This is a genomic window from Streptomyces nodosus (genome assembly GCF_008704995.1).
GTDB lineage: Bacteria > Actinomycetota > Actinomycetes > Streptomycetales > Streptomycetaceae > Streptomyces > Streptomyces nodosus.
The window spans coordinates 2805026-2828685 of sequence record NZ_CP023747.1 but is presented as its reverse complement, the minus strand read 5'-3'; the positions used below and the strand labels follow the sequence as shown (position 1 = coordinate 2828685).

Annotated in this window: 17 protein-coding genes; 7 read left to right on the top strand and 10 right to left on the bottom strand. The window is 71.7% G+C overall.

All coding sequences use genetic code 11. The features are described from left to right. Positions 1–5: 5 nt before the first annotated feature. Together CP978_RS12810 and CP978_RS12805 are read right to left on the bottom strand one after the other, a co-directional pair. Positions 6–2354, bottom strand: coding sequence for an ABC transporter permease (locus CP978_RS12810; RefSeq protein ID WP_184750524.1), 2349 nt, complete (start codon positions 2352–2354; stop codon positions 6–8). Beyond that, on the bottom strand, positions 2351–3058 hold the full coding sequence (locus CP978_RS12805) for an ABC transporter ATP-binding protein (protein WP_043440343.1): 708 nt from the start codon (positions 3056–3058) through the stop codon (positions 2351–2353). The genes CP978_RS12810 and CP978_RS12805 overlap by 4 nt, the downstream gene beginning before the upstream one ends. A gap of 216 nt (positions 3059–3274) precedes the next feature. On the opposite strand from CP978_RS12805, the gene CP978_RS12800 reads away from it, so the two are divergent. Both CP978_RS12800 and CP978_RS12795 read left to right on the top strand, forming a co-directional pair. Continuing rightward, positions 3275–4585, top strand: coding sequence for a sensor histidine kinase (locus CP978_RS12800; RefSeq protein WP_052454097.1), 1311 nt, complete (start codon positions 3275–3277; stop codon positions 4583–4585). Then, positions 4582–5283: a response regulator gene (locus CP978_RS12795; RefSeq protein WP_043440341.1), complete on the top strand. Its 702-nt coding sequence runs from the start codon at positions 4582–4584 to the stop codon at positions 5281–5283. Before CP978_RS12800 ends, CP978_RS12795 begins: the two co-directional genes overlap by 4 nt. A 220-nt stretch (positions 5284–5503) precedes the next feature. Here the strand turns inward: CP978_RS12795 and CP978_RS12790 are convergent, their stop codons facing one another. Then, a complete protein-coding gene (locus tag CP978_RS12790; protein ID WP_043440338.1) occupies positions 5504–6544 on the bottom strand; it encodes a LacI family DNA-binding transcriptional regulator in 1041 nt (346 codons plus the stop codon). A 285-nt stretch (positions 6545–6829) separates the two neighbouring features. Between CP978_RS12790 and CP978_RS12785 the strand changes: the two genes are divergently transcribed. The 3 genes from CP978_RS12785 to CP978_RS12775 are packed head-to-tail and all read left to right on the top strand — an operon-like array spanning position 6830 to position 9959. After that, a complete protein-coding gene (locus CP978_RS12785) occupies positions 6830–7981 on the top strand; it encodes a Gfo/Idh/MocA family protein (protein ID WP_043440336.1) in 1152 nt (383 codons plus the stop codon). After that, a complete protein-coding gene (locus tag CP978_RS12780; RefSeq protein WP_043440333.1) occupies positions 7978–9129 on the top strand; it encodes a dihydrodipicolinate synthase family protein in 1152 nt (383 codons plus the stop codon). Before CP978_RS12785 ends, CP978_RS12780 begins: the two co-directional genes overlap by 4 nt. Continuing rightward, the gene (locus CP978_RS12775) at positions 9126–9959 is read left to right on the top strand and encodes a sugar phosphate isomerase/epimerase family protein (protein WP_043440330.1); all 834 of its coding nucleotides are present in this window, start codon (positions 9126–9128) and stop codon (positions 9957–9959) included. The genes CP978_RS12780 and CP978_RS12775 overlap by 4 nt, the downstream gene beginning before the upstream one ends. 205 nt (positions 9960–10164) lie before the next feature. Here CP978_RS12775 and rbsD read toward each other — a convergent pair whose 3' ends face one another. The 5 genes from rbsD to CP978_RS12750 all read right to left on the bottom strand — a co-directional run bounded on the left by rbsD (position 10165) and on the right by CP978_RS12750 (position 16139). Continuing rightward, the gene (gene rbsD / locus CP978_RS12770) at positions 10165–10554 is read right to left on the bottom strand and encodes a D-ribose pyranase (RefSeq protein ID WP_043440328.1); all 390 of its coding nucleotides are present in this window, start codon (positions 10552–10554) and stop codon (positions 10165–10167) included. Then, positions 10551–11450, bottom strand: a complete 900-nt coding sequence (locus CP978_RS12765; protein ID WP_043440326.1) for a ribokinase — start codon at positions 11448–11450, stop codon at positions 10551–10553. The genes rbsD and CP978_RS12765 overlap by 4 nt, the downstream gene beginning before the upstream one ends. Positions 11451–11576: 126 nt before the next feature. Then, positions 11577–13523 carry an ABC transporter permease/substrate-binding protein gene (locus tag CP978_RS12760; protein WP_043440325.1) on the bottom strand — a complete coding sequence of 649 codons (1947 nt, stop codon included), beginning with the start codon at positions 13521–13523 and terminating at the stop codon, positions 11577–11579. Continuing rightward, complete coding sequence (locus CP978_RS12755; RefSeq protein WP_043440324.1) at positions 13513–15042, bottom strand: sugar ABC transporter ATP-binding protein; 1530 nt, start codon at positions 15040–15042, stop codon at positions 13513–13515. The genes CP978_RS12760 and CP978_RS12755 overlap by 11 nt, the downstream gene beginning before the upstream one ends. Then, positions 15039–16139: a LacI family DNA-binding transcriptional regulator gene (locus CP978_RS12750; RefSeq protein WP_043440323.1), complete on the bottom strand. Its 1101-nt coding sequence runs from the start codon at positions 16137–16139 to the stop codon at positions 15039–15041. The genes CP978_RS12755 and CP978_RS12750 overlap by 4 nt, the downstream gene beginning before the upstream one ends. A gap of 356 nt (positions 16140–16495) precedes the next feature. Between CP978_RS12750 and recD2 the strand changes: the two genes are divergently transcribed. Further along, entirely contained in the window at positions 16496–18775 is a 2280-nt protein-coding gene (gene recD2, locus CP978_RS12745) for an SF1B family DNA helicase RecD2 (RefSeq protein WP_043440321.1), read from the top strand. A gap of 232 nt (positions 18776–19007) precedes the next feature. Next, a complete protein-coding gene (locus CP978_RS12740) occupies positions 19008–20297 on the top strand; it encodes a citrate synthase (RefSeq protein WP_043440320.1) in 1290 nt (429 codons plus the stop codon). A gap of 624 nt (positions 20298–20921) precedes the next feature. Here the strand turns inward: CP978_RS12740 and CP978_RS12735 are convergent. Together CP978_RS12735 and CP978_RS12730 are read right to left on the bottom strand one after the other, a co-directional pair. Then, positions 20922–23198, bottom strand: coding sequence for a heavy metal translocating P-type ATPase (locus CP978_RS12735; protein ID WP_043440319.1), 2277 nt, complete (start codon positions 23196–23198; stop codon positions 20922–20924). An 87-nt stretch (positions 23199–23285) separates the two neighbouring features. Then, entirely contained in the window at positions 23286–23525 is a 240-nt protein-coding gene (locus CP978_RS12730; protein ID WP_043440317.1) for a heavy-metal-associated domain-containing protein, read from the bottom strand. Positions 23526–23660: the final 135 nt, after the last annotated feature.

Below are 23660 nucleotides of genomic sequence, written 5' to 3'. Positions count from 1 at the left end.
ACCTCCTATTCGGTGCGCAGGGCCGTGGCGGTCCGGGTCCGGGCGGCCCAGCCGGCGGGCAGGAGCGCACCCAGGACGGCGATGAGCAGCCCGCCGAGTGCGAGCGGGAGCAGCTCCGCCGCGTGGTAGACCGCGATGACGGAACCGGGGAGACGCAGCCCCACGCCCTCCCCCATCGCGGGGACGACCCAGCCGTGCAGGGCCACGCCGAGCGGCACGCCCAGGGTGCCCGCGACCAGTCCGGTCACGACGACCGAGGTGACGACCATCGCGACGGTCTGCCGGGGAGTCATGCCGAGTGCCTTGTGGACGCCGAGCTCCCGGACGCGCTCGCGGGTGTCGAGCAGCACGCCGTTGAGCACGCCGAGCGCGGCGACGGCGACGAGCATCAGCGTGAGGAGCACGGACAGCGCGTCGAGGGTGACGACCATGTCGCCGCCGGCGTCGGGCCCGCCGGCCCGAGCAGCGACCCCCAGCGGTGCCAGATCCCTGTTCAGCGCGTCGACGTAGTCGGAGACACCGGTGCCCGGCCTGACCGCGATGTGATGGCTCGTCTCCGTCAGGTCGGGATGCGCGGCCATGAGGGTCGAGGCGTCGGTGAAGACCTGCATGCCGTCGTGGCGGGGGTCGAGGACCTCGCCGACGATCCGGACCGTGACCGGTTCGGCCAGGCCGTTCAGGGTGACGGTGTCACCGAGGCGGGTGCCGGTGGCGGCCAGGAAGGGGGTGGGGACCACGGCCTCGCCGGGCTTGTCGATCCAGCGGCCCGACACCATGGTGTAGCCGCCCCAGGAGGCGTCGCCGGTGAAGGCGATCACGTCGACGGTGCCGGTCAGGCCGGACACGGTCGCCCGTACCTTCGCGGCGCCGTAGTGCTCCCCGGTTCCGGCGGCGGTCTCGACGGCCGCGGCGACCGCGGCAGGATCGGTTGTGGGCCCCTTCCGGAGGCCGGGGCCTCGGAGGCCGAGGTCCGGCGGGGGCGCGGGCACGGTGACATCGGCGACGTCATGGGCCCTGGCCTTCATCACCTGGCCGAGCGAGGCGCCCATCCCCACGGTGAAGGTGACGGCGACCGTGCCGAACAGGACCGCTGTGCCCATGGCCAGCGCGCGGGCGGGCCGCGCGAAGGGCCGGGCCAGGCCCAGCGCGACCGGCTGGGGCAACGGCAGCCGTCCGGCCAGGCGAGCCGCCCACCGGCCGCGCCCCGCCGAAGCGCCGCGCCCGACGGCGAGCGCGTCGACCGTACGCAGCCGCCCGCCGCGCCAGGCACTCGCCCACGCGGTCGCCGCCACCAGGCCGAGCACCCCGGCGATCACCGCCAGGTCGACCCAGGGGGTGACGGCCAGGGACGAGGTGCCGTAGACCTCCTCGGTCTCGGCCAGTACGGGGACGGCGAGCAGATGGCCGACGAGGACACCGAGGGCGGTGCCGACGGCGGCCGGGACCAACGCCTGGCCCACATAGGCCCGCACGACCTGGGCCGGGGTGAATCCGACGGCCTTGAGGACGCCGATGCGGCGCGTTCCCGTGCCGACGGCCGACGCGATGACATTGCCGACGATGAGCACCGACATGACCAGGCCCAGGACGCCGAACGCGATGAGGAACGGCACATAGGGTGCGGTGTCGCGCTCGGCGGTCTTCTTGACGGTGAGCCAGGACTGCCGGCCCACGGCCGTTCCCGGTGGCAGGGCTTCCGTCACCGCCCTCGCCCCGGCGGTGATCCGCGCGGCGGTGTCCGCCTCGGTGAAGCGGTAGAGCATCTGGTACCCGCCCTCGCCGGGCGCGGTGAGGGCCGGCATCTGGGACGGAACCACCCAGGCGTCGGCGGTGCGGGTGACCGAGCGGGCCACCCCGACCACCGTCAGCGTCGGAGCGCCGGGCAGGCCGGGGAAGGCGAGTCTCCTGCCCAGGGCCGGGACGAGCGAGGAGTCGGCGGACAGCACGATCTCGCCGGGGCGCGTGGGCCACCGCCCGTCGAGCAGCGCCACCTCGTCCACGTCCCGGCCGGGACCGGAACGGCCGACCACGGTCACCGGCCATCCGGGGTTCGCCCCGTCCGGCCGCGGGGTGACCGTCGCCGTACGGAACGGCCCGGCCGCATCGCTCACCCCTTCGGCGTCCTTGGACCTCGACAGCTGCCCGGCACCGACCTTGCCCGCGTCGAACTGGACGGACAGGTGCGCGCCGTGCTGCTCGGCGAAGGCGTCGTCGAAGGGCGCGCCGGAGACCGCCAGCAGCGATCCGCCGAGGACGGAGGCGGCCACCGCCATCATCGTGGCGAGCCCGATCACCAGCGTCTGCACACGGCGTCGTCCCACCCCCGAGCGCACCACCGTGCCGAGCGCGCTCATCGGACGGCCTCCGGGGCGACGGCCCCCGACCGGACGTCTTCGATGATCCGGCCGTCGGCGATCCGGACCGTGCGGTTCGTGCAGGACCGGGCCAGGGCCAGGTCGTGGGTGACCACGACGATGGTCTGGCCCTCGGCGTTGAGGTCGGTGAGCAGCCTGCTGACGTCCTGCCCCGCGGCCGTGTCCAGGGCCCCGGTCGGCTCGTCGGCCAGGAGCAGCGGCGGCCGGTTCATCAACGCCCGGGCCACCGCGACCCGCTGCCGCTCGCCGCCGGACAGCCGCCCCGGAAAGGCGCGGGCGTGCCGGCCGATGCCGAGGTTCTCCAGGAGTTCCGCCGCCCGGCGGTCAGCCTCGGCACGTGCCGTACCCGCCAGCCGCGCGGGCAGCGCGACGTTGTCGGCGACGGTCAGATCGTCGAGCAGGTTGAAGAACTGGAAGACCATGCCGATCTTCGACCGTCGGTAGAGCGCTGATCCGGCCTCGCCCAGCTGATCCACCCGCACCCCGTCCACGGTGACGTTCCCCGTGTCCGGCCGGTCCAGGCCCGCGATCAGATTGAGCAGCGTGGACTTGCCGCTGCCGGAGGGGCCGAGGATCGCGACGGCCTCGCCGGGCCGCACGGTCAGCGACGCCTTGTGCAGGGCGGGCGGGCCGTCGTCGTATCGGCGGCTCACCTCGCGCAGTTCGATCACGGGTACGGTCATGGAAGGGCTCCTCGGACGCGGTCATCAGGCCCCTCGGAGGCTAGGAGCGCGCCCGGCCTCCGCGCGTCGCCCGCCCGACCCCCTTGCCGTACCGCATCGGGATGATCTGCCGGAACGTCATCCCTGCGATGTAGTCGTCCGAGGGATGCCGGGCGGCGGGAACCGACCGCCGAGGCGGACTTCGAGAGTCCGGGCGACGGCGACAATGAGCCGGTGATGAACGCGCGTACGACGCCGGAGCGGTTGCGGGTCCTGGCCCGTGAGGCGGTCCGCGACGCCAGGTTCGCCACCGGTCCGCCGCCGCGGCTCAGGCGTCGCGCCCGGCAGTTCGACGGGCTGGTGGCGCTGGTCCTGGGCATCAGCACCGTCTATTACGGCATCGACAACGTGGACGTCGTCGTGGTGCGTGAGATCGCACCCGGTGTGGAGTACACCCTGCCGCGCCCGTCCGGCCCCGGCGGCATGGCCTTCATGGTGACCCTCGCGGTCGTCGCCTCGGGTGCCCTGGCGCTGCGCCGCCGCTTCCCGCTCGCCGTGCTGTGCATCGTGACGGCCGCGACACTGGCGACCCCGCAGAGCGTCCTCCGGCTGACCTTCTACGCTTTCGTCATCGCCGTCTACAGCGCCGCCGTGTACAGCCCGTACCGGCTGGGGACCCTGGCGGCGCTGCTGGTGTCGGTCGTCCTGGTCGGCACCTCGGGGAACCCGGTGACACCGATCATCCCCAACGAATATGTCGCCCTGCTGATCCTGGTCCCGATGGCCGTGGCCGCCCTCGGGCTGCGCACCTGGAAACACCGGTCCGACGAGGGCCGGACCCGGCTCTCCGCTCTGGAACGTGAACAGGCCGAGGCACTGCGCCGGGCGGTCGAGCACGAGCGCGCGAGAATCGCTCGCGAACTGCACGATGTCGTCACGCACAACGTCAGCGTGATGGTCATTCAGGCGGGCGCCGCCCGCAAGATCATGAAGACCGCCCCCGAGCAGGCCGGTGAGGCCCTGCTCGCCGTCGAGGCGGGCGGTCGGGCAGCCATGACCGAACTGCGGCACGTCATGGGCCTGCTCACCATGACCGGCGAGGGCGAGCCGACGGGCGGGGCCGAGGAACTGGCCGACGGGGGCCTGGAACTGGCCCCGCAGCCGGGCCTGGACCAGTTGGACAGGCTCGTGGGACGAGTACGGGACGCCGGGCTGCCGGTCGAGCTGACCGTGACCGGCCCGCCCCGCGAGATCCCTTCCGGCATCGAGCTCGCGGTCTACCGCGTGGTCCAGGAGGCCCTCACCAACACCGTGAAGCACGCGTCCGGCGCCACCGCCTCGGTGACGGTCGAATACGGGCCGGAACGGCTCCGGGTGGAGGTCACGGACACCGGTGGACGCCCGGGCGCGGGCGCGGCCACCGGAAACGGCCGGGGCCTGATCGGTCTGCGCGAGCGCCTCGCCGTCTACGACGGAACCCTGGACACCGGCCGACGCCTGAGGGGCGGCTACCGTGTGGAAGCGCTGATCCCTCTGGAGGCACCGTGACCGAGCAGCCGCCGCGTGTGCTGCTGGCCGACGACCAGACCCTGGTCCGCACCGGATTCCGGATGATCCTCGGCGCCGACGGCATCGATGTCGTCGCTGAGGCGACCAACGGGGCCGAGGCGGTCGAAGCGGTCCGCCGGGTACGTCCCGATGTGGTCCTGATGGACATCCGGATGCCGGAGATGGACGGTCTGGAGGCCACCCGCCGCATTCTCACCGGCGCCCCCGGCGAACCCCGCGTCATCGTCCTGACCACCTTCGACCTCGACCGGTATGTCTACGCGGCCCTGTCCGCCGGGGCCAGCGGCTTCCTCCTCAAGGACGTCACTCCCGAGCAACTGGCCGCGGCCGTCCGCACGGTCCGCACCGGCGACGCCCTCCTCGCGCCCGCGATCACCCGCCGCCTGGTGCGGAGGTTCGCCCGGCACGGCAGCGACACCGCCGCTCTGCACCGGGACCTCGCCGCGCTCACACCGCGCGAACTGGAGGTCCTCGGCCTGCTGGCCCGAGGACTGAGCAACGCCGAACTCGCGGGCCGTCTCCACCTGGCCGAGGCGACCGTCAAGACCCATGTCGCCCGCATCCTCGCCAAGCTCGGACTCCGTGACCGTGTCCAGGCCGTCATCGTCGCCTATGAGACAGGACTGGTCAGCGTGGGCGAACACGAAGCCGGCCGGCAGTCCGGCGAGCAGATGTAGACCGGGGCCGAAGCCGGGCGCCCGGCCGGTCCTCGCGCCGGTGTGCGACGGACCGGGGGACAGCAGCCGTAACCTTCGCCCGTCGTGGTGGGCATGCCTCCGAACTGTCCTACGACGGTCGCCGGGTGCCCGCGGGAGGCGGTCGAGACGGCTCCTCGCGCGAGCCCACACCCGCGCCCGGGGGCCCGGTGCCGAAGAACGGGACCCCGGCCGTCAGCCCCTACGCCCGCGGCGCCCCCGTCGACCCGCGGACCATCAGTTCGCCCGGTACCGTCGCGATCCCGCCCGGCGGTGGTTCCTCGCGGCCCATGGCGATCCGGCCGGCCCGGGCGCCGGCCTCCGACAGCGGCAGGCGCACCGTCGTCAGCGCGGGTACCGCGTCGATCGCGAAGGGGAGGTCGTCGAATCCTGCGACCGACACGTCCTCGGGGATGCGCAGCCCCGAGTCCCGCAGTGCCGCGCAGGCACCCAGCGCCACCGTGTCGTTGGCCGCCACGATCGCCGTCAGGGAGGGGTCCCGGCGCAGCAGTTCCAGCGTGGCCTCATAGCCGGCGCGGCGGTCGTAGCGGCCGTGCACCGTCAGCCGGGGGTCGTCCTTGACGCCCGCGGCGGCCAGGGCCTCCCGGTGCCCCTCCAGCCGGTGCCGGGTCGTCGTACGCTCCTCGGGGCCGGCGATGTACCCGAGCCGGCGATGCCCGAGCTCGATGAGATGTTCGGTGAGGCGTTGTCCGCCGCCGTGGTTGTCGAAGGCCAGGGCGACCGCATCGGGCGCGGGCGGCCGTCCGCACAGGACCACCCGGGTCCCCGCCGCGCCGAGCTTGCGCAGTTTCGCGCCCATCGCCTCCGCGTGCGCGCCGTTCTCCACCGCGCCACCGGTCAGCACCACGGCCGCCGCCCGCTGTCGCTGCAACAGCGTCAGATAGGTCAGCTCCCGCTCCGGTGAGCCCCCCGTGTTGCAGACCACGGCGAGCCGTTCGCCCCCCGCGCGTCCCCCGGGGCCGCCGATCTCCGACTGGATGGCGCTCGCCATGATGCCGAAGAACGGGTCGGCGACATCGTTCACCAGGATCCCGACCAGGTCGGAGGTGGCCGCCGCGAGCGCGCTCGCCGGGCCGTTGAGGACATAGTCCAGCTCGTCCACGGCGCGCAGCACCCGCTCCCGGGTGGACGCCGCCACCGGGTAGTTGCCGTTCAGCACCCGCGACACGGTGGCGGGCGACACCTGCGCGCGCGCCGCCACGTCCGCCAGGGTCACCGTCATCGTCGTCCTCCGGTCGCGCGTCTGGTCGTACCCGTCGTACTGGCCGTGCTCGCCCTTCCGGGGCGAGGGAACCGCACGGTCGCACGGCCCCGTGCCACCGGGTCGCCCCGTGTCACGCCGTACCCGGACAACGCGCGCCCCGCAGGACGGACACGTGTGGTTCGCCCGCCGCGCGCTCTTGTCCGATCCCCCGGACAGAGGCTAGCGTCTTTCCGTATAGAAAGCGCTTGCTGTCACGCTCACCGGGGAGCGTACGCGGCGCGGGACGCGTACGAAGGGAACGACGTGACACGCAAGACGGTGCGTATCGCCATGAACGGCGTGACGGGACGCATGGGCTACCGCCAGCACCTCGTCCGCTCCATCCTGGCCATCCGCGAACAGGGCGGCCTCGACCTGGGTGACGGCACCGTGCTGTGGCCCGAGCCGGTCCTGGTGGGCCGCCGCGAGCACGCCCTGGCGGCGCTCGCCGAGCAGCACGGGCTTCAGCACTGGTCGACGGACCTGGACGCGGTCCTCGCCGCCCCCGAGGTCGACCTCTACTTCGACGCCCAGGTCACCTCGGCCCGCGAGGAAGCGATCAAGAAGGCCATCGCGGCGGGCAAGCACATCTACACCGAGAAGCCCACGGCCACGGGGCTCGAGGGCGCCCTCGAACTGGCCCGGCTCGCCCAGGAGAAGGGCATCAAGCACGGCGTCGTCCAGGACAAGATCTTCCTGCCGGGTCTGCTGAAGCTGAAGCGGCTGATCGACGGCGGCTTCTTCGGCCGGATCCTGTCCGTCCGCGGCGAGTTCGGCTACTGGGTCTTCGAGGGCGACTGGCAGTCCGCCCAGCGGCCCTCCTGGAACTACCGCGCCGAGGACGGCGGCGGCATCGTCGTCGACATGTTCCCGCACTGGGAGTACGTGCTCCACGAGCTGTTCGGCCGGGTCACCTCCGTGCAGGCGCTCGCCACCACCCACATCCCGCAGCGCTGGGACGAGAACGGCAAGCCGTACGACGCCACGGCCGACGACGCCGCCTATGGCGTCTTCGAGCTGGAGGGCGGCGCGATCGCCCAGATCAACTCCTCCTGGGCGGTGCGGGTCAACCGCGACGAACTCGTCGAGTTCCAGGTGGACGGCACGGAGGGATCGGCCGTCGCCGGACTGCGCGGCTGCCGGGCCCAGCACCGGTCGGCCACCCCCAAGCCCGTATGGAACCCGGACATCCCCGTCACCGAGTCCTTCCGCGACCAGTGGCAGGAGGTGCCCGACAACGGCGAGTTCGACAACGGCTTCAAGGCCCAGTGGGAGCTGTTCCTGCGTCATGTGTACGCCGACGCCCCCTACCACTGGGACCTGCTGGCCGGCGCCCGTGGCGTCCAGCTCGCCGAACTGGGCCTGAGGTCCTCGGCCGAGGGCCGCCGCATCGAGGTACCGGAGATCTCCCTGTGACCATCCGACTCCCGGACGCCGACGGCCGGCTGAGGACGTACGAGCCGCGCCGCGCACCCCTCGCCCTCACCACCGGCACCCCCTTCGCCTCCCGTACGGTCTTCTCGGCGGCGCATGTGGTCGCCGACCCCTTCGCGGATGTGTCCCCCGACTCGCCCGCCGCCGTCGACTGGGACGCCACGCTCGCCTTCCGCCGCCATCTGTGGGCGCAGGGGCTGGGGGTCGCCGAGGCCATGGACACCGCCCAGCGTGGGATGGGCCTGGACTGGGCGGGCGCGGCGGAGCTGATCCGCCGGTCCGCGGCCGAGGCCCGTGCCGTGGGCGGCCGGATCGCCTGCGGCGTCGGCACCGACCAGCTCGCCACCGGTTCCCTCACCGAGATCCGCGCGGCCTACGAGGAACAGCTCGCCGTGGTCGAGGAGGCGGGCGCCCAGGCGATCCTGATGGCCTCCCGCGCCCTCGCCGCCACCGCCGAGGACCCCGGGGACTATCTGGAGATCTACGGCCATCTGCTGCGCCAGGCCGCCGACCCGGTGATCCTGCACTGGCTCGGCCCGATGTTCGACCCGGCGCTGGAGGGCTACTGGGGTTCGTCCGACCTGGACGCGGCCACGGAGGTCTTCCTGGAGGTCATCGCGGCGCACCCGGACAAGGTGGACGGGGTGAAGATCTCGCTGCTGGACGCGCAGCGGGAGGTCGATCTGCGCCGCCGTCTCCCGCAGGGCGTGCGCTGCTACACGGGCGACGACTTCCACTACCCGGAGCTGATCGCGGGCGACGAACAGGGCTTCAGCCATGCGCTGCTGGGCATCTTCGACCCCCTGGGACCGCTGGCCGCGCACGCGGTACGGGTCCTGGACACGGGCGATGTGAAGGGCTTCCGGGAGGTCCTGGACCCGACGGTGGAGCTCTCCCGCCACCTCTTCCAGCCGCCGACCCGCTTCTACAAGACGGGCGTGGTCTTCTTGGCCTGGCTCGCGGGCCACCAGGAGCACTTCACCATGGTGGGCGGCCTCCAGTCGGCCCGCTCGCTGCCGCACTTCGCCCGGGCCTACGAACTCGCCGACGGGCTCGGCCTGTTCCCCGATCCGGAGCGGGCGGAGACCAGGATGAGGACCCTGCTGTCCCTGTACGGGGTGAACGCATGAACGACTCACTGAGGCGTTTCTCCATCAACCAGATGACGGTGAAACAGCTCTCCCTCCCGGAACTGGTCGACGCCTGCCTGGAGCTGGGTGTGCCCGGCGTGGGCCTGTGGCGCGAGCCGGTGCGGCAGTACGGAGTCGCGGCCGCCGCCGAGCTGGTGCGGGGCGCGGGGCTTGCCGTCACCACCCTGTGCCGGGGCGGCTTCCTCACCGCGATCGACCCCGGCGAGCGGGCGAGGGCCCTGGACGACAACCGGGCCGCCGTGGAGGAGGCCGCCACCCTCGGCACGGACACCCTGGTCCTGGTCTCCGGCGGGCTCCCGGCCGGCAGCAAGGACCTCCACGGGGCGCGCGAGCGCATCGCGGACGCCCTCGCCGTGCTCGGCCCGTACGCGGCCGAGCACGGTGTCCGCCTGGCGATCGAGCCGCTGCACCCGATGTTCGCGTCCGACCGCTGTGTGGTCTCCACCCTGACCCAGGCCCTGGACCTGGCCGAGCGGTTCCCCGCCGAGCAGGTCGGGGTCACCGTCGACACGTACCACATCTGGTGGGACGACCAGGCGCCCGCGCAGATCGCCAGGGCCGGTGCCCAGGGCCGTATCCACACCTTCCAGCTCGCCGACTGGACCACCCCGCTGCCCGAGGGCGTGCTGAACGGGCGCGGCCAGCTCGGCGACGGCTCGGTCGACATGCGTGAGTGGAAGGGGTACGTGGAGGCGGCCGGGTACACCGGGCCGATCGAGGTCGAACTCTTCAACGAGGCACTGTGGGCCCGGGACGGCCGCGAGGTCCTGACCGAGACGGCACGGCGCTTCGTGGAGCATGCCGGATAGCCGGCAGCCCGCCCGAAAGCCCGCCCGAAAAAAATCTTGAAGAGTCGTACAACCCTTTCCCCGCCCGGCCTGTCGTACTGGGTGTCAGCGCCCCTGGGGGGATCCGGGGGGATCTACGGGGCGCTGACGGAGGGGGAAGCACGAGGGGGCCCGGTCGGAAGACGGGGCCCCCTCGAATTATTTCCGTCCCGCTCGATGGGAGCGGCTAGAAGAACACCCCGCAGCGCAGCAGCACATTGGCGTACGGGCGGGCCTCGCCGGTGCGGACGACCAGGCGTGCGCCCGCCGCCAGCTCCTTCAGCCGCTCATGGGGTATCAGCGCGAGATCAGGGAAGCGGGCGTCCAGCAGGGCCGACGCCTCCGGGTTCGCGCCGCGTACCTCCCGCGCCGCCGTGGCGCCCTCCACCACCAGTTCGTCCAGCAGACCGTCGAGCACCTCGGCGAAGGCCGGCACCCCCGCGCGGAACGCCAGGTCCACCACCCGGGGCCCGGCCGGGATCGGCATGCCCGCATCGCACACCAGCACCGTGTCCCCGTGCCCCAACTCGGCCAGGGCGCCCGCCAGATGACGGTTCAGGATGCCGGACCGCTTCACAGCGCCCCGACCTCCTCGGCGGTCGGGTAGGACTCCTGGGCTCCGGGGCGGGTCACCGCCGCCGCGCCCACCCGCGCCGCGAACGCCGCCGCCTCCGGCAGCGACGAGCCCGTGCCGAGCCGCCACGCCAGCGCCGCCGTGAACGCGTCGCCCGCGCCGGTGGTGTCCACCGCGTCCACCTTCACGGACGGCACCCGGGTCATGGTCTCCCCGGTCGCCACCAGCGCGCCCTCCGCGCCCAGCGTCACCACGACCGAACGGGGACCGAGGGCCAGCAGCGCCGCCGCCCGGTCCTCGGGCGAACCGTCCGGCTTCCCGCCCGCGATGACCCGCGCCTCGTGCTCATTGACGATCAGCGGGTCGCACGCCGCGAGCAGCTCGGCGGGCAGCGGCCGCGGCGGCGACGGGTTCAGCACGAAGCGGGTGCCGGACGGCAGGTTCCGTACCACCTCCACGACCGTCTCCAGCGGGATCTCCAGCTGCGCCGACACCACCCGGGAGGAGCCCAGCAGACCGCTGGCGGCCCGTACGTCCTCGGGGGTGAGCCGGGCGTTGGCCCCGGGCGAGACCACGATGCTGTTGTCCCCCGAGGGGTCCACCGTGATCAGTGCGACCCCGGTGGGCGCCCCGCCGGCCAGGACCCCGGTCGTGTCGACGCCGGCCGCGCGCTGCGACCGGAGCAGCAGCTCCCCGTGCCCGTCGTCGCCGACGCGGGCCAGCAGCGCCGTACGGGCCCCGAGCCGGGCGGCGGCCACGGCCTGGTTCGCGCCCTTGCCGCCCGGGTGGACCACCAGGTCGGAGCCGAGCACGGTCTCCCCGGCCGCGGGCCGGCGCTCGACCCGGACGACCAGATCGGCGTTGGCCGACCCCACGACCAGCAGGTCGTAGTCGTACATGAACTGTCTCCCTACGGATCCTCATGGACCCTCTGGATCCCCGTGGGCCCTCATGGAACCCCGCGGACCCTCATGGAACCCCGTGGATTCCGCGGATACCTGCGACGACGAGGCCCGGCGCGCGGGTCAGCCGGTGAACCCGGCCACGTTCTGCTTGGTGACCACCTTCACCGGAACCTTCACCGTGTCGTCGACCTTCTTGCCCTCGGCGGCCCGCAGCGCATTGTCGACCGCGATCCGCCCCAGCTGGCTCGGCTGCTGCGCCACCGAGGCGTACAGCGTGCCCGCCTTGACCGCGGCCAGTCCGTCAGGCTCGCCGTCGAAGCCGACGACCTGGACCGAGGTGCCGGCCTTGGAGCCCAGCGCCTTGACCGCGCCGAGCGCCATCTCGTCGTTCTCGGCGAAGACGCCCTGGACGTCCGGGTGCGCCTGGAGCAGGTTGGTCATCACATCGAGGCCCTTGGTCCGGTCGAAGTCGGCCGGCTGCTTGGCCAGGACCTGGATGCCCGGGTAAGCCTTGAGACCCTCGGCGAAGCCGGCCCCGCGCTCACGGCTGGCGGAGGTGCCCGCCTGGCCCTGGAGGATCACGATCCGGCCCTTGCCGCCCAGCTTCTCGGCGAGCGCCTGCGCGGCCAGCCTGCCGCCCTCGACGTTGTCGGAGGCGACCAGCGCGACCGTCTGCGCCTTGTTGACGGCGCGGTCCACGCCCACCACCGGTATCCCGGCCTTGTTCGCGGCCCGCACCGCCGGGCCCGCGGCATCCGAGTCCACCGGGTTGACGATGATCGAACCCAGGCCCGAGCTGGTGAAGTTCTGCAACTGGTTGGCCTGCTGCGAGGCGTCGTTCTGCGCGTCCGTGACGGTCAGCTCCACGCCCAGCCTCTTCGCCTCCGCCTGCGCACCGGACTTGATCTGCACGAAGAACGGGTTGTTGAGGGTGGAGAGCGACAGACCGACCTTCTGCGTGGTGGCCGAGGAGCCGCCGTGCAGCAGGGAGACCCCGCCCACCACGGCCGCCGCGACCACGGCGGCCAGCAGATAGGTCACCGTCTGCCTGCCCTTGCCGCCCGGAGAGGTGCCGGCGGCCACCGGGGTGGCCCCCGCCTTGCGCCGCACCGTGTCCAGCAGCACCGCCAGGGCGATCACCACACCGATCACGACCTGCTGCCAGAAGGCCGACACCGAGAGGAGGTTGAGACCGTTGCGCAGCACCGCCAGGATCAGCGCGCCGATCAGGGTGCCGGACGCCTTGCCGGTGCCGCCCGCCAGGGAGGCGCCGCCGATGACGACCGCCGCGATCGCGTCCAGCTCATAGCCGTTGGCGGCCTGCGGCTGTGCCGACGACAGCCGCGCGGCGAGCACGATGCCCGCGGCCGCGGCGAACAGACCGGACAGCGCGTAGATCGCGAGCTTCTGCCGCTTCACCCGCAGACCGGAGAGGCGCGCGGCCTCCTCGTTGCCGCCGATCGCGTACATCGAACGGCCGATGTAGGTACGGCCCAGGACGAAGGCGGTGATCAGACCCACCACGACCATCACCAGCACCGGCACGGGCAGCCAGCCGCCGAGGGTGTCACCGAGGTGCGAGATCGAGTCGGGGAAGGCGATCGGGGAGCCCTGCGAGATCACCAGCGACAGACCGCGGCCCACCGACAGCATGGCGAGGGTCGCGATGAACGGCGGCAGCTTCCCGTACGAGATCAGGATGCCGTTGACCAGACCGCAGGCCAGGCCGGTGGCGATCGACAGCAGCACGGCGAGCACGACCGGTACGCCCGCCGAGGTCGCGCTCCAGGCGAGGACCGTGGCCGACAGCGCCGCCACCGAACCCACCGACAGATCGATGCCCGCCGAGACGATCACAAAGGTGACACCGAAGGCGAGGATGGCGGTCACCGCCGCCTGGACGCCGATGTTGAGCAGGTTGTCCGTGGTCAGGAAGTCGCCGGACAGCGCCGACATGGCGATGACGAGGACGATCAGCGCGGTGAGCGCGCCGTTGTCGAGCAGGAGCCGGCGTACCCCCGCGGCGCTGCCGGCGCCCGCCCGGCCCTTGAGCGTGTCAGTGGCCACGGGTGGCCTCCGTTCCGTTGACAGAAGTGGTGGGTGTGGAGACGGCCAGTGCCATCACGGAGTCCTGGGTCGCCTCGGCGGCGCTCAGCTCGCCCGCGATCCGGCCCTGGGCCATCACCAGGACCCGGTCGCTCATGCCGAGCACCTCGGGCAGATCGCTGGAGATCATCAGCACGGCGGCGCCGGCGGCCGTGAGTTCGTTGACGAGTTGGTAGATCTCGACCTTGGCGCCGACGTCGATGCCGCGCGTCGGCTCGTCGAGGATGAGCACCTTGGTGTCCGCGAGCAGCCACTTGCCGATGACGACCTTCTGCTGGTTGCCGCCGGAGAGGGTGCGCACCTGCTGGCCGAGCCCGGCCATCCGCACGCCCAGCCGCTCGGCGACCCGGGCCGCGGCGGCCCGCTGCCCCCTGCGGTCGACCAGACCGCCGTGGGTCGCGGCCCGCAGGGTCACCAGGCCCAGGTTCTCCTCGACGGAGGCGTCCAGGACGAGCCCCTGGCCCTTGCGGTCCTCGGGCACCAGTCCGATTCCGGCGTGCATGGCGGCGTTCACATCGTGCCGCCGCACCTCCGCGCCCGAGACCCGCACGGTGCCCTTGTCGTAGGGGTCGGCCCCGAACACGGCCCGGACCACCTCCGTACGGCCGGCCCCGACGAGCCCGGCGACGCCGACGACCTCACCGGCCCGCACCTCGAAGGACACATCGTGGAAGACCCCGTCCCGGGTGAGCCCCTCGACGGTGAGCAACGCGGCGCCCGCGTCCGCCCGTTCGCGTGGGTACTGCTGCTCGATCGAGCGCCCCACCATCAGGCGCACCAGCTCCTCCTCGGGCGTGGCGGCCGGGACCTGCCCGACGCTCCGGCCGTCGCGGATGACGGTCACCCGGTCGCCGAGCGCCGCGATCTCGTCCAGATGGTGCGTGATGAACACGACCCCGACGCCGTCCTCGCGCAGTGAGCGCACGATGGCGAAGAGCCGCTCGACCTCCTCCGAGGTGAGCACGGCCGTGGGCTCGTCCATGATGAGCACCCGCGCGTCCAGGCTCAGCGCCTTGGCGATCTCGACCATCTGGAGCCGTGCGATGCCGAGTTCCCGCACCCGCGCCCGGGGCGAGACCCGCACGCCGACGCGTTCCAGCAGCCCGGCGGCGTCGGCCTCCATCTTCCTGCGGTCGATCATCCCCAGCCGGCGTGGCTGCCGGCCGAGGAAGATGTTCTCGGCGACGGTCAGATCGGGAACGAGGTTGAACTCCTGGTAGATGGTGGCGATCCCGAGGCGCTCGGAGTCCTGCGCCCCGTTGATCCGCACCTCCTCGCCGCCGACCAGGATCCGTCCGGCGTCGGGCCGGTAGGCGCCGGAGAGCATCTTGATGAGGGTGCTCTTGCCCGCGCCGTTCTCACCGAGCAGCACATGCACCTCGCCCCGACGCAGATCGAAGTCGACGCCGTCGAGCGCGACCACACCGGGGAAGGTCTTGCGTATGCCTTCGATGCGCAGCAACTCGTCCGGGTCGCTCATGACTGGCTCCTGTTCATGACGGGGGACGGCTCCCTGGGGGCCGGGGGCTCCCGGAGAGGCTCCTGGAGAGCGGAGGGCTCGCGGAACGCGACGCGCTCCCTGGGAGCGGGCTCGCCGCACGAGCGGCGCACCACGAGACGGGCGGGGAGGGTGACGGACGCGGGGGGCCGTCCCTCGATGCGGTCGACCAGTGCGCGCACGGCGGCGCGCCCCAGTTCGCCGGTGGGCTGGGCTATCGCGGTGATCGGCGGATCGGTGTGCACGAACCACGGGATGTCGTCGAACGCGGCGAGCGCGATGTCGTCCGGGACCCGCAGCCCGCGCGCGCGGATCGCGTCCAGCGCGCCGAGCGCCATCAGGTTGTCGGCGGCGAACACCACCTCGGGCGGCTCGGCCAGGTCCAGGAACCGCTCGGTGGCCCGGCGTCCGCTCTCGGCCTGGAAGTCGCCCTGGCCGATGCAGGCGTCCGGGAGGGGAAGCCCGTACGCGCCCAGGGCCCGGCGGAAGGCCTCGACACGCTCCTGCCCGGTGGTGGTCGTCGCGGGACCCGCGATGATCGCGAGCCGGCGGTGGCCGAGCCCGTGCAGATGGGTGACGAGGTCGTGCACCGCCGCCTGTCCGTCGGACCGCACCACGGGTACGTCGACACCCGGGATCCACCGGTCGACGAAGACCATGGGCGTCCCGGAGCGCACCGCGTCCAGCATGAGCGGCGAGCCGCCGTCGGTCGGCGAGACCAGCAGTCCGTCGATCCGCCGGTCCAGCAGGGTCCGCACATGGTGGTCCTGGAGATCGGGCCGCTCGTCGGCATTGCCGATGATCACGCTGTAGCCGAGGGCGCGGGCCTGCTCCTCCACGGAGCGGGCCAGATGGGTGAAGTAGGGATTCAGCACATCGCTGATGACCAGCCCGAGGGTGCGGGTCTGGTCGGTGCGCAGGGACCGGGCGACGGCGTTCGGGCGGTAGCCCAGCGCCTTCACGGCGGCCAGCACCCGGGTACGCGCGTCCGCGCTGACCGACGGGTGGTCGTTCAGGACGCGCGACACCGTGGCGACGGAGACGCCCGCCTCGGCGGCGACGTCCTTGATGCTCGCCATCGCCTGGACCACCTCCTTGTGGACCTTTGGGTGTGTTCGCGACTCGATGGAATCGTTTACACGAACTGTCACGGAGGATTGGAAACGATTACACGAGGGTGAATCAAGAGTCCGGCGACACCGAGACCGGATTGTGACCCCTGTGACCCAGGTCTCGGTCCGGCGTGCCCCGTTGCCCGTCCGGCGTGCTCCGTCGTCCGTCCGGGGCGGGACGGCGGCGGTCCGCCGTCGAAGGCGTGGTGAGGGAAGGGCGGCTGACATCCCGTCCGCTCGGGAGCGGTGGGCACCCGCGCGTGCCCGCCCCCCGGCCCCCCCACCCGCCCCCGTCCGTCACACCCCGGCGGTAGCGTCGGGGCATGAACAAGGAGGCGGCCCGGGCGGAGCAGTCGGGCGGCGGGGAGCGGCGCCCGGCCGTGCTGGAAGGCGTGTTGGAGCGCATCACCTACGCGAACGAGGAGAACGGCTGGACGGTCGCCCGCGTCGACACCGGCAGAGGCGCCGCCGATCTGCTCACGGTCGTCGGCGCGCTGCTCGGCGCGCAGGTCGGCGAGTCCCTGCGGATGGAGGGGCGTTGGGGGTCCCACCCTCAGTACGGCAAGCAGTTCACCGTCGAGAACTACACGACCCTGCTGCCCGCCACCGTCCAGGGCATCCGTCGCTATCTGGGCTCCGGCCTGGTCAAGGGCATCGGACCCGTCTTCGCCGACCGCATCACCCAGCACTTCGGCCTCGACACCCTGAGGATCATCGAGGAGGAGACCGGGCGGCTCATCGAGGTCCCGGGGCTCGGTCCCAAGCGGACCAAGAAGATCGCCGACGCCTGGGAGGAACAGAAGGCGATCAAAGAAGTGATGCTCTTCCTCCAGACCGTCGAGGTCTCCACCTCCATCGCCGTGCGGATCTACAAGAAGTACGGGGACGCCTCGATCTCCGTGGTGAAGAACCAGCCGTACCGGCTCGCCTCCGATGTCTGGGGCATCGGCTTTCTGACCGCCGACAAGATCGCCCAATCCGTGGGGATCCCGCACGACAGCCCGGAGCGGGTCAAGGCGGGGCTGCAGTACGCGCTGTCCCAGTCCACCGACCAGGGGCACTGCTTTCTGCCCGAGGAGCGGCTGATCGCGGACGCCGTCAAGCTGCTCCAGGTGGACACCGGCCTGGTCATCGAATGCCTGGCCGAGCTGGCGACGCCCCCGGAGGACGGCGGTGACCCCGGCGTCGTACGGGAGAAGGTGCCCGGTCCCGACGGCGGCTCGGGCCCGGTCACCGCCCTCTATCTGGTGCCCTTCCACCGTGCCGAACTGTCCCTCTCCGCCCAGCTGTTGCGGCTGCTGCGGACGGAGGAGGACCGGATGCCCTCGTTCCGCTCCGTCGTCTGGGACAAGGCGCTGGGCTGGCTCAAGGGCCGCACCGGCGCCGACCTCGCCCCCGAGCAGGAGGCCGCCGTCAAGCTGGCGCTGACCGAGAAGGTCGCCGTGCTGACCGGCGGCCCCGGCTGCGGCAAGTCCTTCACGGTGCGCTCGATCGTGGAGCTGGCCCGCGCCAGGAAGGCGAAGGTCGTGCTGGCCGCGCCCACCGGACGGGCCGCCAAGCGGCTCTCCGAGCTGACCGGCGCCGAGGCCTCCACCGTCCACCGGCTGCTGGAGCTGAAACCCGGCGGCGACGCGGCCTACGACCGGGACCGCCCGCTGGACGCCGATCTGATCGTCGTCGACGAGGCGTCCATGCTCGATCTGCTGCTCGCCAACAAGCTGGTGAAGGCCGTACCGCCGGGCGCCCATCTGCTCTTCGTCGGCGATGTCGACCAACTGCCCAGCGTGGGCGCGGGGGAGGTCCTCAGGGATCTGCTCGCCGACGGCGGCCCCGTCCCCGCCGTCCGTCTCACCCGTGTCTTCCGCCAGGCCCAGCAGTCCGGCGTGGTCACCAACGCACACCGGATCAACTCCGGGCAGCACCCCCTCACCGACGGCCTCAAGGACTTCTTCCTCTTCGTCGAGGACGACACCGAGGCGGCCGGCCGGCTCACCGTGGACGTGGCGGCACGGCGGATCCCGGCCCGCTTCGGCCTTGACCCGCGCCGGGACATCCAGGTGCTGGCGCCCATGCACCGGGGGCCCGCCGGTGCGGGCACCCTCAACGGACTGCTCCAGCAGGCGATCACCCCCGCCCGCCCCGACCTGCCCGAGAAGCGCTTCGGCGGCCGGGTCTTCCGGGTCGGCGACAAGGTCACCCAGATCCGCAACAACTACGAGAAGGGGGAGAACGGCGTCTTCAACGGCACCGTCGGCGTGGTCACCTCGCTGGACCCGGTCGACCAGCGCCTGACCGTGCTGACGGACGAGGACGAGGAGGTCCCCTACGACTTCGACGAACTGGACGAGCTGGCGCACGCCTACGCGGTGACCATCCACCGCTCCCAGGGCAGCGAGTATCCGGCGGTGGTCGTCCCGGTGACCACCGGAGCCTGGATGATGCTCCAGCGGAACCTGCTCTACACGGCGGTCACCCGCGCGAAGAAGCTGGTCGTCCTCGTCGGATCGCGCAAGGCGATCGGACAGGCGGTGCGTTCGGTCTCGGCGGGCCGGCGTTGCACGGCCCTGGACTTCAGGCTCTCGCCGAGGCCCCTCGACGGCTGAGGACGGCACACCGGCCCGATCCTCCTCCAAAATGATCGATCAAATGAGTCGTGAAGGTCACAGAGCACTTCCGGAACCGCCCGAAGGCGGGCAGGATGAGCAGGTTGGCGGCACTCAGTGCCGCCGATGAGCCCGTTGGCCGACCCCGAGTGCACTCTTCTGCGCCAAATGGGGGATGGTAGAGACAGTCAGGGCACCTCGAAGATGAGGCACTACGTCGGTGAGGGAAGACGTGAGCGAGAACTCTGTAGTACTGCGGTACGACGGTAACGACTACACCTACCCGGTGGTCGACAGCACCGTCGGTGACAAGGGCTTCGACATCGGGAAGCTCCGTGCCCAGACCGGTCTGGTCACCCTGGACAGCGGCTACGGAAACACCGCCGCCTATAAATCCGCCATCACCTACCTCGACGGTGAGCAGGGCATTCTCCGCTACCGCGGCTACCCGATCGAGCAGCTGGCCGAGCGCTCCACCTTCGTGGAGGTCGCCTATCTGCTGATCAACGGCGAGCTGCCCACCGTCGACGAGCTCTCCACCTTCAAGAACGAGATCACCCAGCACACCCTGCTGCACGAGGACGTCAAGAACTTCTACACGGGCTTCCCGCGGGACGCGCACCCGATGGCGATGCTCTCCTCGGTCGTCTCCGCGCTGTCCACCTTCTACCAGGACAGCCACAACCCCTTCGACGAGAAGCAGCGCAACCTCTCCACCATCCGCCTGCTCGCCAAGCTGCCGACGATCGCCGCGTACGCCTACAAGAAGTCGATCGGCCACCCCTTCGTCTACCCGCGCAACGACCTCGGCTATGTCGAGAACTTCCTGCGGATGACCTTCTCCGTGCCCGCGCAGGAGTACGACCTCGACCCGGTCGTGGTCGCCGCCCTCGACAAGCTGCTGATCCTGCACGCGGACCACGAGCAGAACTGTTCGACCTCCACGGTCCGCCTGGTGGGCTCCTCGCAGGCGAACATGTTCGCCTCGATCTCGGCCGGCATCAACGCGCTCTGGGGTCCCCTGCACGGCGGCGCCAACCAGTCCGTCCTGGAGATGCTGGAGGGCATCCGCAACTCCGGCGGCGATGTCGACACCTTCATCCGCAAGGTGAAGAACAAGGAGGACGGCGTCCGCCTGATGGGCTTCGGCCACCGGGTCTACAAGAACTTCGACCCCCGCGCCAAGATCATCAAGGCCGCCGCGCACGATGTGCTCTCCGCCCTGGGCAAGGAGGACGAGCTCCTCGACATCGCCCTCAAGCTGGAGGAGCACGCGCTGTCCGACGACTACTTCGTCGAGCGCAAGCTCTACCCGAACGTGGACTTCTACACCGGTCTGATCTACCGCGCCATGGGCTTCCCGACCGAGATGTTCACGGTCCTGTTCGCCCTCGGCCGGCTGCCGGGCTGGATCGCCCAGTGGCACGAGATGATCAAGGAGCCGGGTTCCCGCATCGGCCGTCCGCGTCAGATCTACACGGGCGTGGTGGAGCGCGACTTCGTGCCGGTCGAGGCGCGCTGACCCGATCGGCAGCAGTGGGTGAGGCGTACGCCGTCCTGGTACGGCGTACGCCTCGCGCGTTCCCGGCGCGCAGCCGCGCCGCGGCCCGAGGGCGTACCGCGGCCCGAGGGCGCGAGAAGGAAGCACAGAAAGCGGAAGGCGCCCTGCAGACGGTCCCCCCACGGGCCGACGTGCAGGGCGCCTTCCCATGTCCCGGTGCGGATTCCCCCCACGGGATCCGGCCGGGCGTCTGCGGGACAGCGCCTGAATCGCTGTTGAGCAAAACGAGCAGAACTCGACGTATCACTGCGGTGCGGTCTGCCGGGACGCGCACGGACGGGAGGGCCGCTCAAAGCTCCCCGGTGTACGTGCCCCGGCAACGCAGTTTCCCGGGAACGTCCCCCAAGACATCCCCAGATGTCGTTCGCGCCCCCCAAGACGCTCCCGACATCGTCAACTTAGACTCACGAACCCTTCCGCTGGTTACGTTCACAACATTGTGATCTGTGTCTCCTGCGAATGTCCTGAAGATGCGCAGGAGCCCCGATATGCCGACCGAGGCCCCAGCGTAAGGATGATGCGCGAGCCTTGTGAAGAGCTTATGTGAGGCACGCCTTGGACTCTAGAGGGACTGTCACCTCTCCGTCAGGAGAATGCCCGGAGTCGAAGGCTGTTCGTTACCACGAACACCGAGGAGAACGCCATCGCCGCGCCCGCGATCATCGGGTTGAGGAGCCCGGCGGCGGCCAGCGGCAGCGCGGCCACGTTGTACCCGAAGGCCCACACCAGATTTCCCTTGATGGTGGCGAGGGTCCGCCGGGACAGCCGGATCGCGTCCGCGGCCACCCGCAGATCCCCGCGCACCAGCGTCAGATCGCTCGCCTCGATCGCCGCGTCCGTGCCGGTGCCCATGGCCAGCCCCAGATCGGCGGTGGCCAGTGCGGCCGCGTCGTTGACGCCGTCGCCGACCATGGCGACGACGCGCCCCTCGTCCCTCAGCCGCCGGACGACGCCGACCTTCTCCTCGGGCAGCACCTCGGCGATCACATCGCCGGCGTCGATGCCGACCGCGCGGGCCACCGCCTCCGCCACCGCCCGGTTGTCCCCGGTCAGCAGGACCGGCCTCAGTCCCAGCGCACGCAGCTGTCGTACGGCCTCCGCGCTGGTCTCCTTGACCGCGTCGGCGACGGTCAGCACACCGAGGGCCTCGCCGTCCCGGGCGACCACGACGGCGGTACGCCCCTCTGCCTCGGCCTCGGCCTTCACCCGGGCCAGGTTCTCCGGGAGGGCGCCCGGGAAGCGGCCCACCGTGACCTCATGGCCCTCCACGCGCCCGCGCACGCCCACCCCCGGGGCGTTCTCGAAGTGCTCCGGCGCGGGAAGGCCGCCGGTGCGCTCCTCCGCGCCCGCCGCGATCGCCCGGGCGATCGGATGCTCGGAGGCGTGCTCCAGGGCGCCTGCGAGCCGTAGAACGTCCTTCTCGGCGGTGCCCTCGGCGGCGTGCACCTCCCGGAGGGTCATCCGGCCGGTGGTGACCGTGCCGGTCTTGTCCAGGACCACCGTGTCGACCCGCCGGGTGGACTCCAGCACCTCCGGGCCCTTGATCAGGATGCCGAGCTGGGCGCCGCGGCCCGTGCCGACCATCAGCGCGGTCGGGGTGGCGAGGCCCAGCGCACACGGGCAGGCGATGATCAGCACCGCGACGGCCGCGGTGAAGGCGGCGACCGTGTCACCGGTGACCCCGAGCCACACCCCGAACGTGCCGAGCGCGATCAGCAGCACCACGGGCACGAAGATCCCCGAGATGCGGTCGGCGAGGCGCTGCACCTGGGCCTTGCCGTTCTGTGCGTCCTCGACCAGCCGTGCCATCCGCGCCAGCTGGGTGTCCGCGCCGATCCGGGTCGCCTCGACCACCAGCCGGCCCCCGGCGTTCACCGTCGCCCCGGTCACGGAGTCCCCGACGGTCACATCGACCGGTACCGACTCCCCGGTCAGCATCGATGCGTCGATCGCCGAGACGCCCTCGGTCACGATCCCGTCCGTGGCGATCTTCTCTCCGGGCCGCACCACGAACCGGTCGCCCACGACCAGCCGCGCCACCGGGACACGCACCTCGCGCACGGCCCCGCCGGCCGCCTCGGGGCGCAGCACCGCCACGTCCTTCGCGCCCAGTTCGAGCAGCGCCTTCAGGGCCGCGCCCGCCCGCCGCTTGGAACGCGCCTCCAGATAGCGGCCGAGCAGGATGAACGCCACCACACCGGCGGCCACCTCGAGATAGACGGCCGACGCCCCGTCCGTCCGGGAGATCGTGAGGTCGAAACCGTGACGCATGCCGGGCATCCCGGCGTCGCCCCAGAACAACGCCCACAGGGACCAGCCGAAGGCGGCGAGTGTGCCGACCGAGACGAGTGTGTCCATGGTGGCCGCGCCGTGCCGGGCATTGGTGAGAGCGGCCCGGTGGAAGGGCAGCCCGCCCCAGACGACGACGGGCGCGGCCAGCGTCAGGGAGAGCCACTGCCAGTTGTCGAACTGGAGGGCAGGGATCATCGCGAGCAGTACGACGGGCAGTGCGAGCAGGGCGGAGACGGTCAGTCGGCTGCGCAGGGCGGCCGACTCGGGGTCCTCGTCCGCCGCCGGGGCCTCCTCGGGCCGCTCGGGCCGGGGCGGCGGGGGTTCCTCGGCGGTGTAGCCGGTCTTCACCACGGTGGCGATCAGATCGGCGACCTCGATCCCGGCGGGGTAGGAGATCTTCGCCTTCTCCGTCGCGAAGTTCACCGTGGCCGAGACGCCGTCCAGGCGATTGAGCTTCTTCTCGACCCGGGCCGCGCAGGAGGCGCAGGTCATCCCGCCGATCGCGAGTTCGACCCGGGAGAGCGCGGTCCCCTCCAGGGGGGCGGGCGCGGTGGTGCTGGTGGTGGTCATGTCCGGACTCCAGACAGTGGACCGGGCCGTGCGGAGCCAGTATCAGCTGGTCGGCACGGCCCGGTGCGGAGAACAGATGCTGGCGTTTCAGGCCTTGCCGACGAGCTCGAAGCCCGCCTCGTCGACCGCGGCGCGCACGGTCTCGTCGTCGAGGGAGGCGGCGGAGACCACCGTGACCTCGCCCGTGGACGCGACCGCGGTGACCGAGCTGACGCCGCTGATCCCGGAGATCTCGCCGGAGACGGCGCCTTCACAGTGTCCGCAGCTCATCCCGACCACCTTGTAGACGGTCGTCACGGAACCCGGGGTGTCGGTCTGGGCGGTCATCTCTCTACTCCTCGAGGAGGCGTGTGGTGCTTACGGGAACGACTCTATACCCCTAGGGGGTATTCATCCAAGGAGATTCGGGGCGGATCCCACGGGAGTCGCCTACGGCCCCCACGGTCCCACGGGCCTCATGGC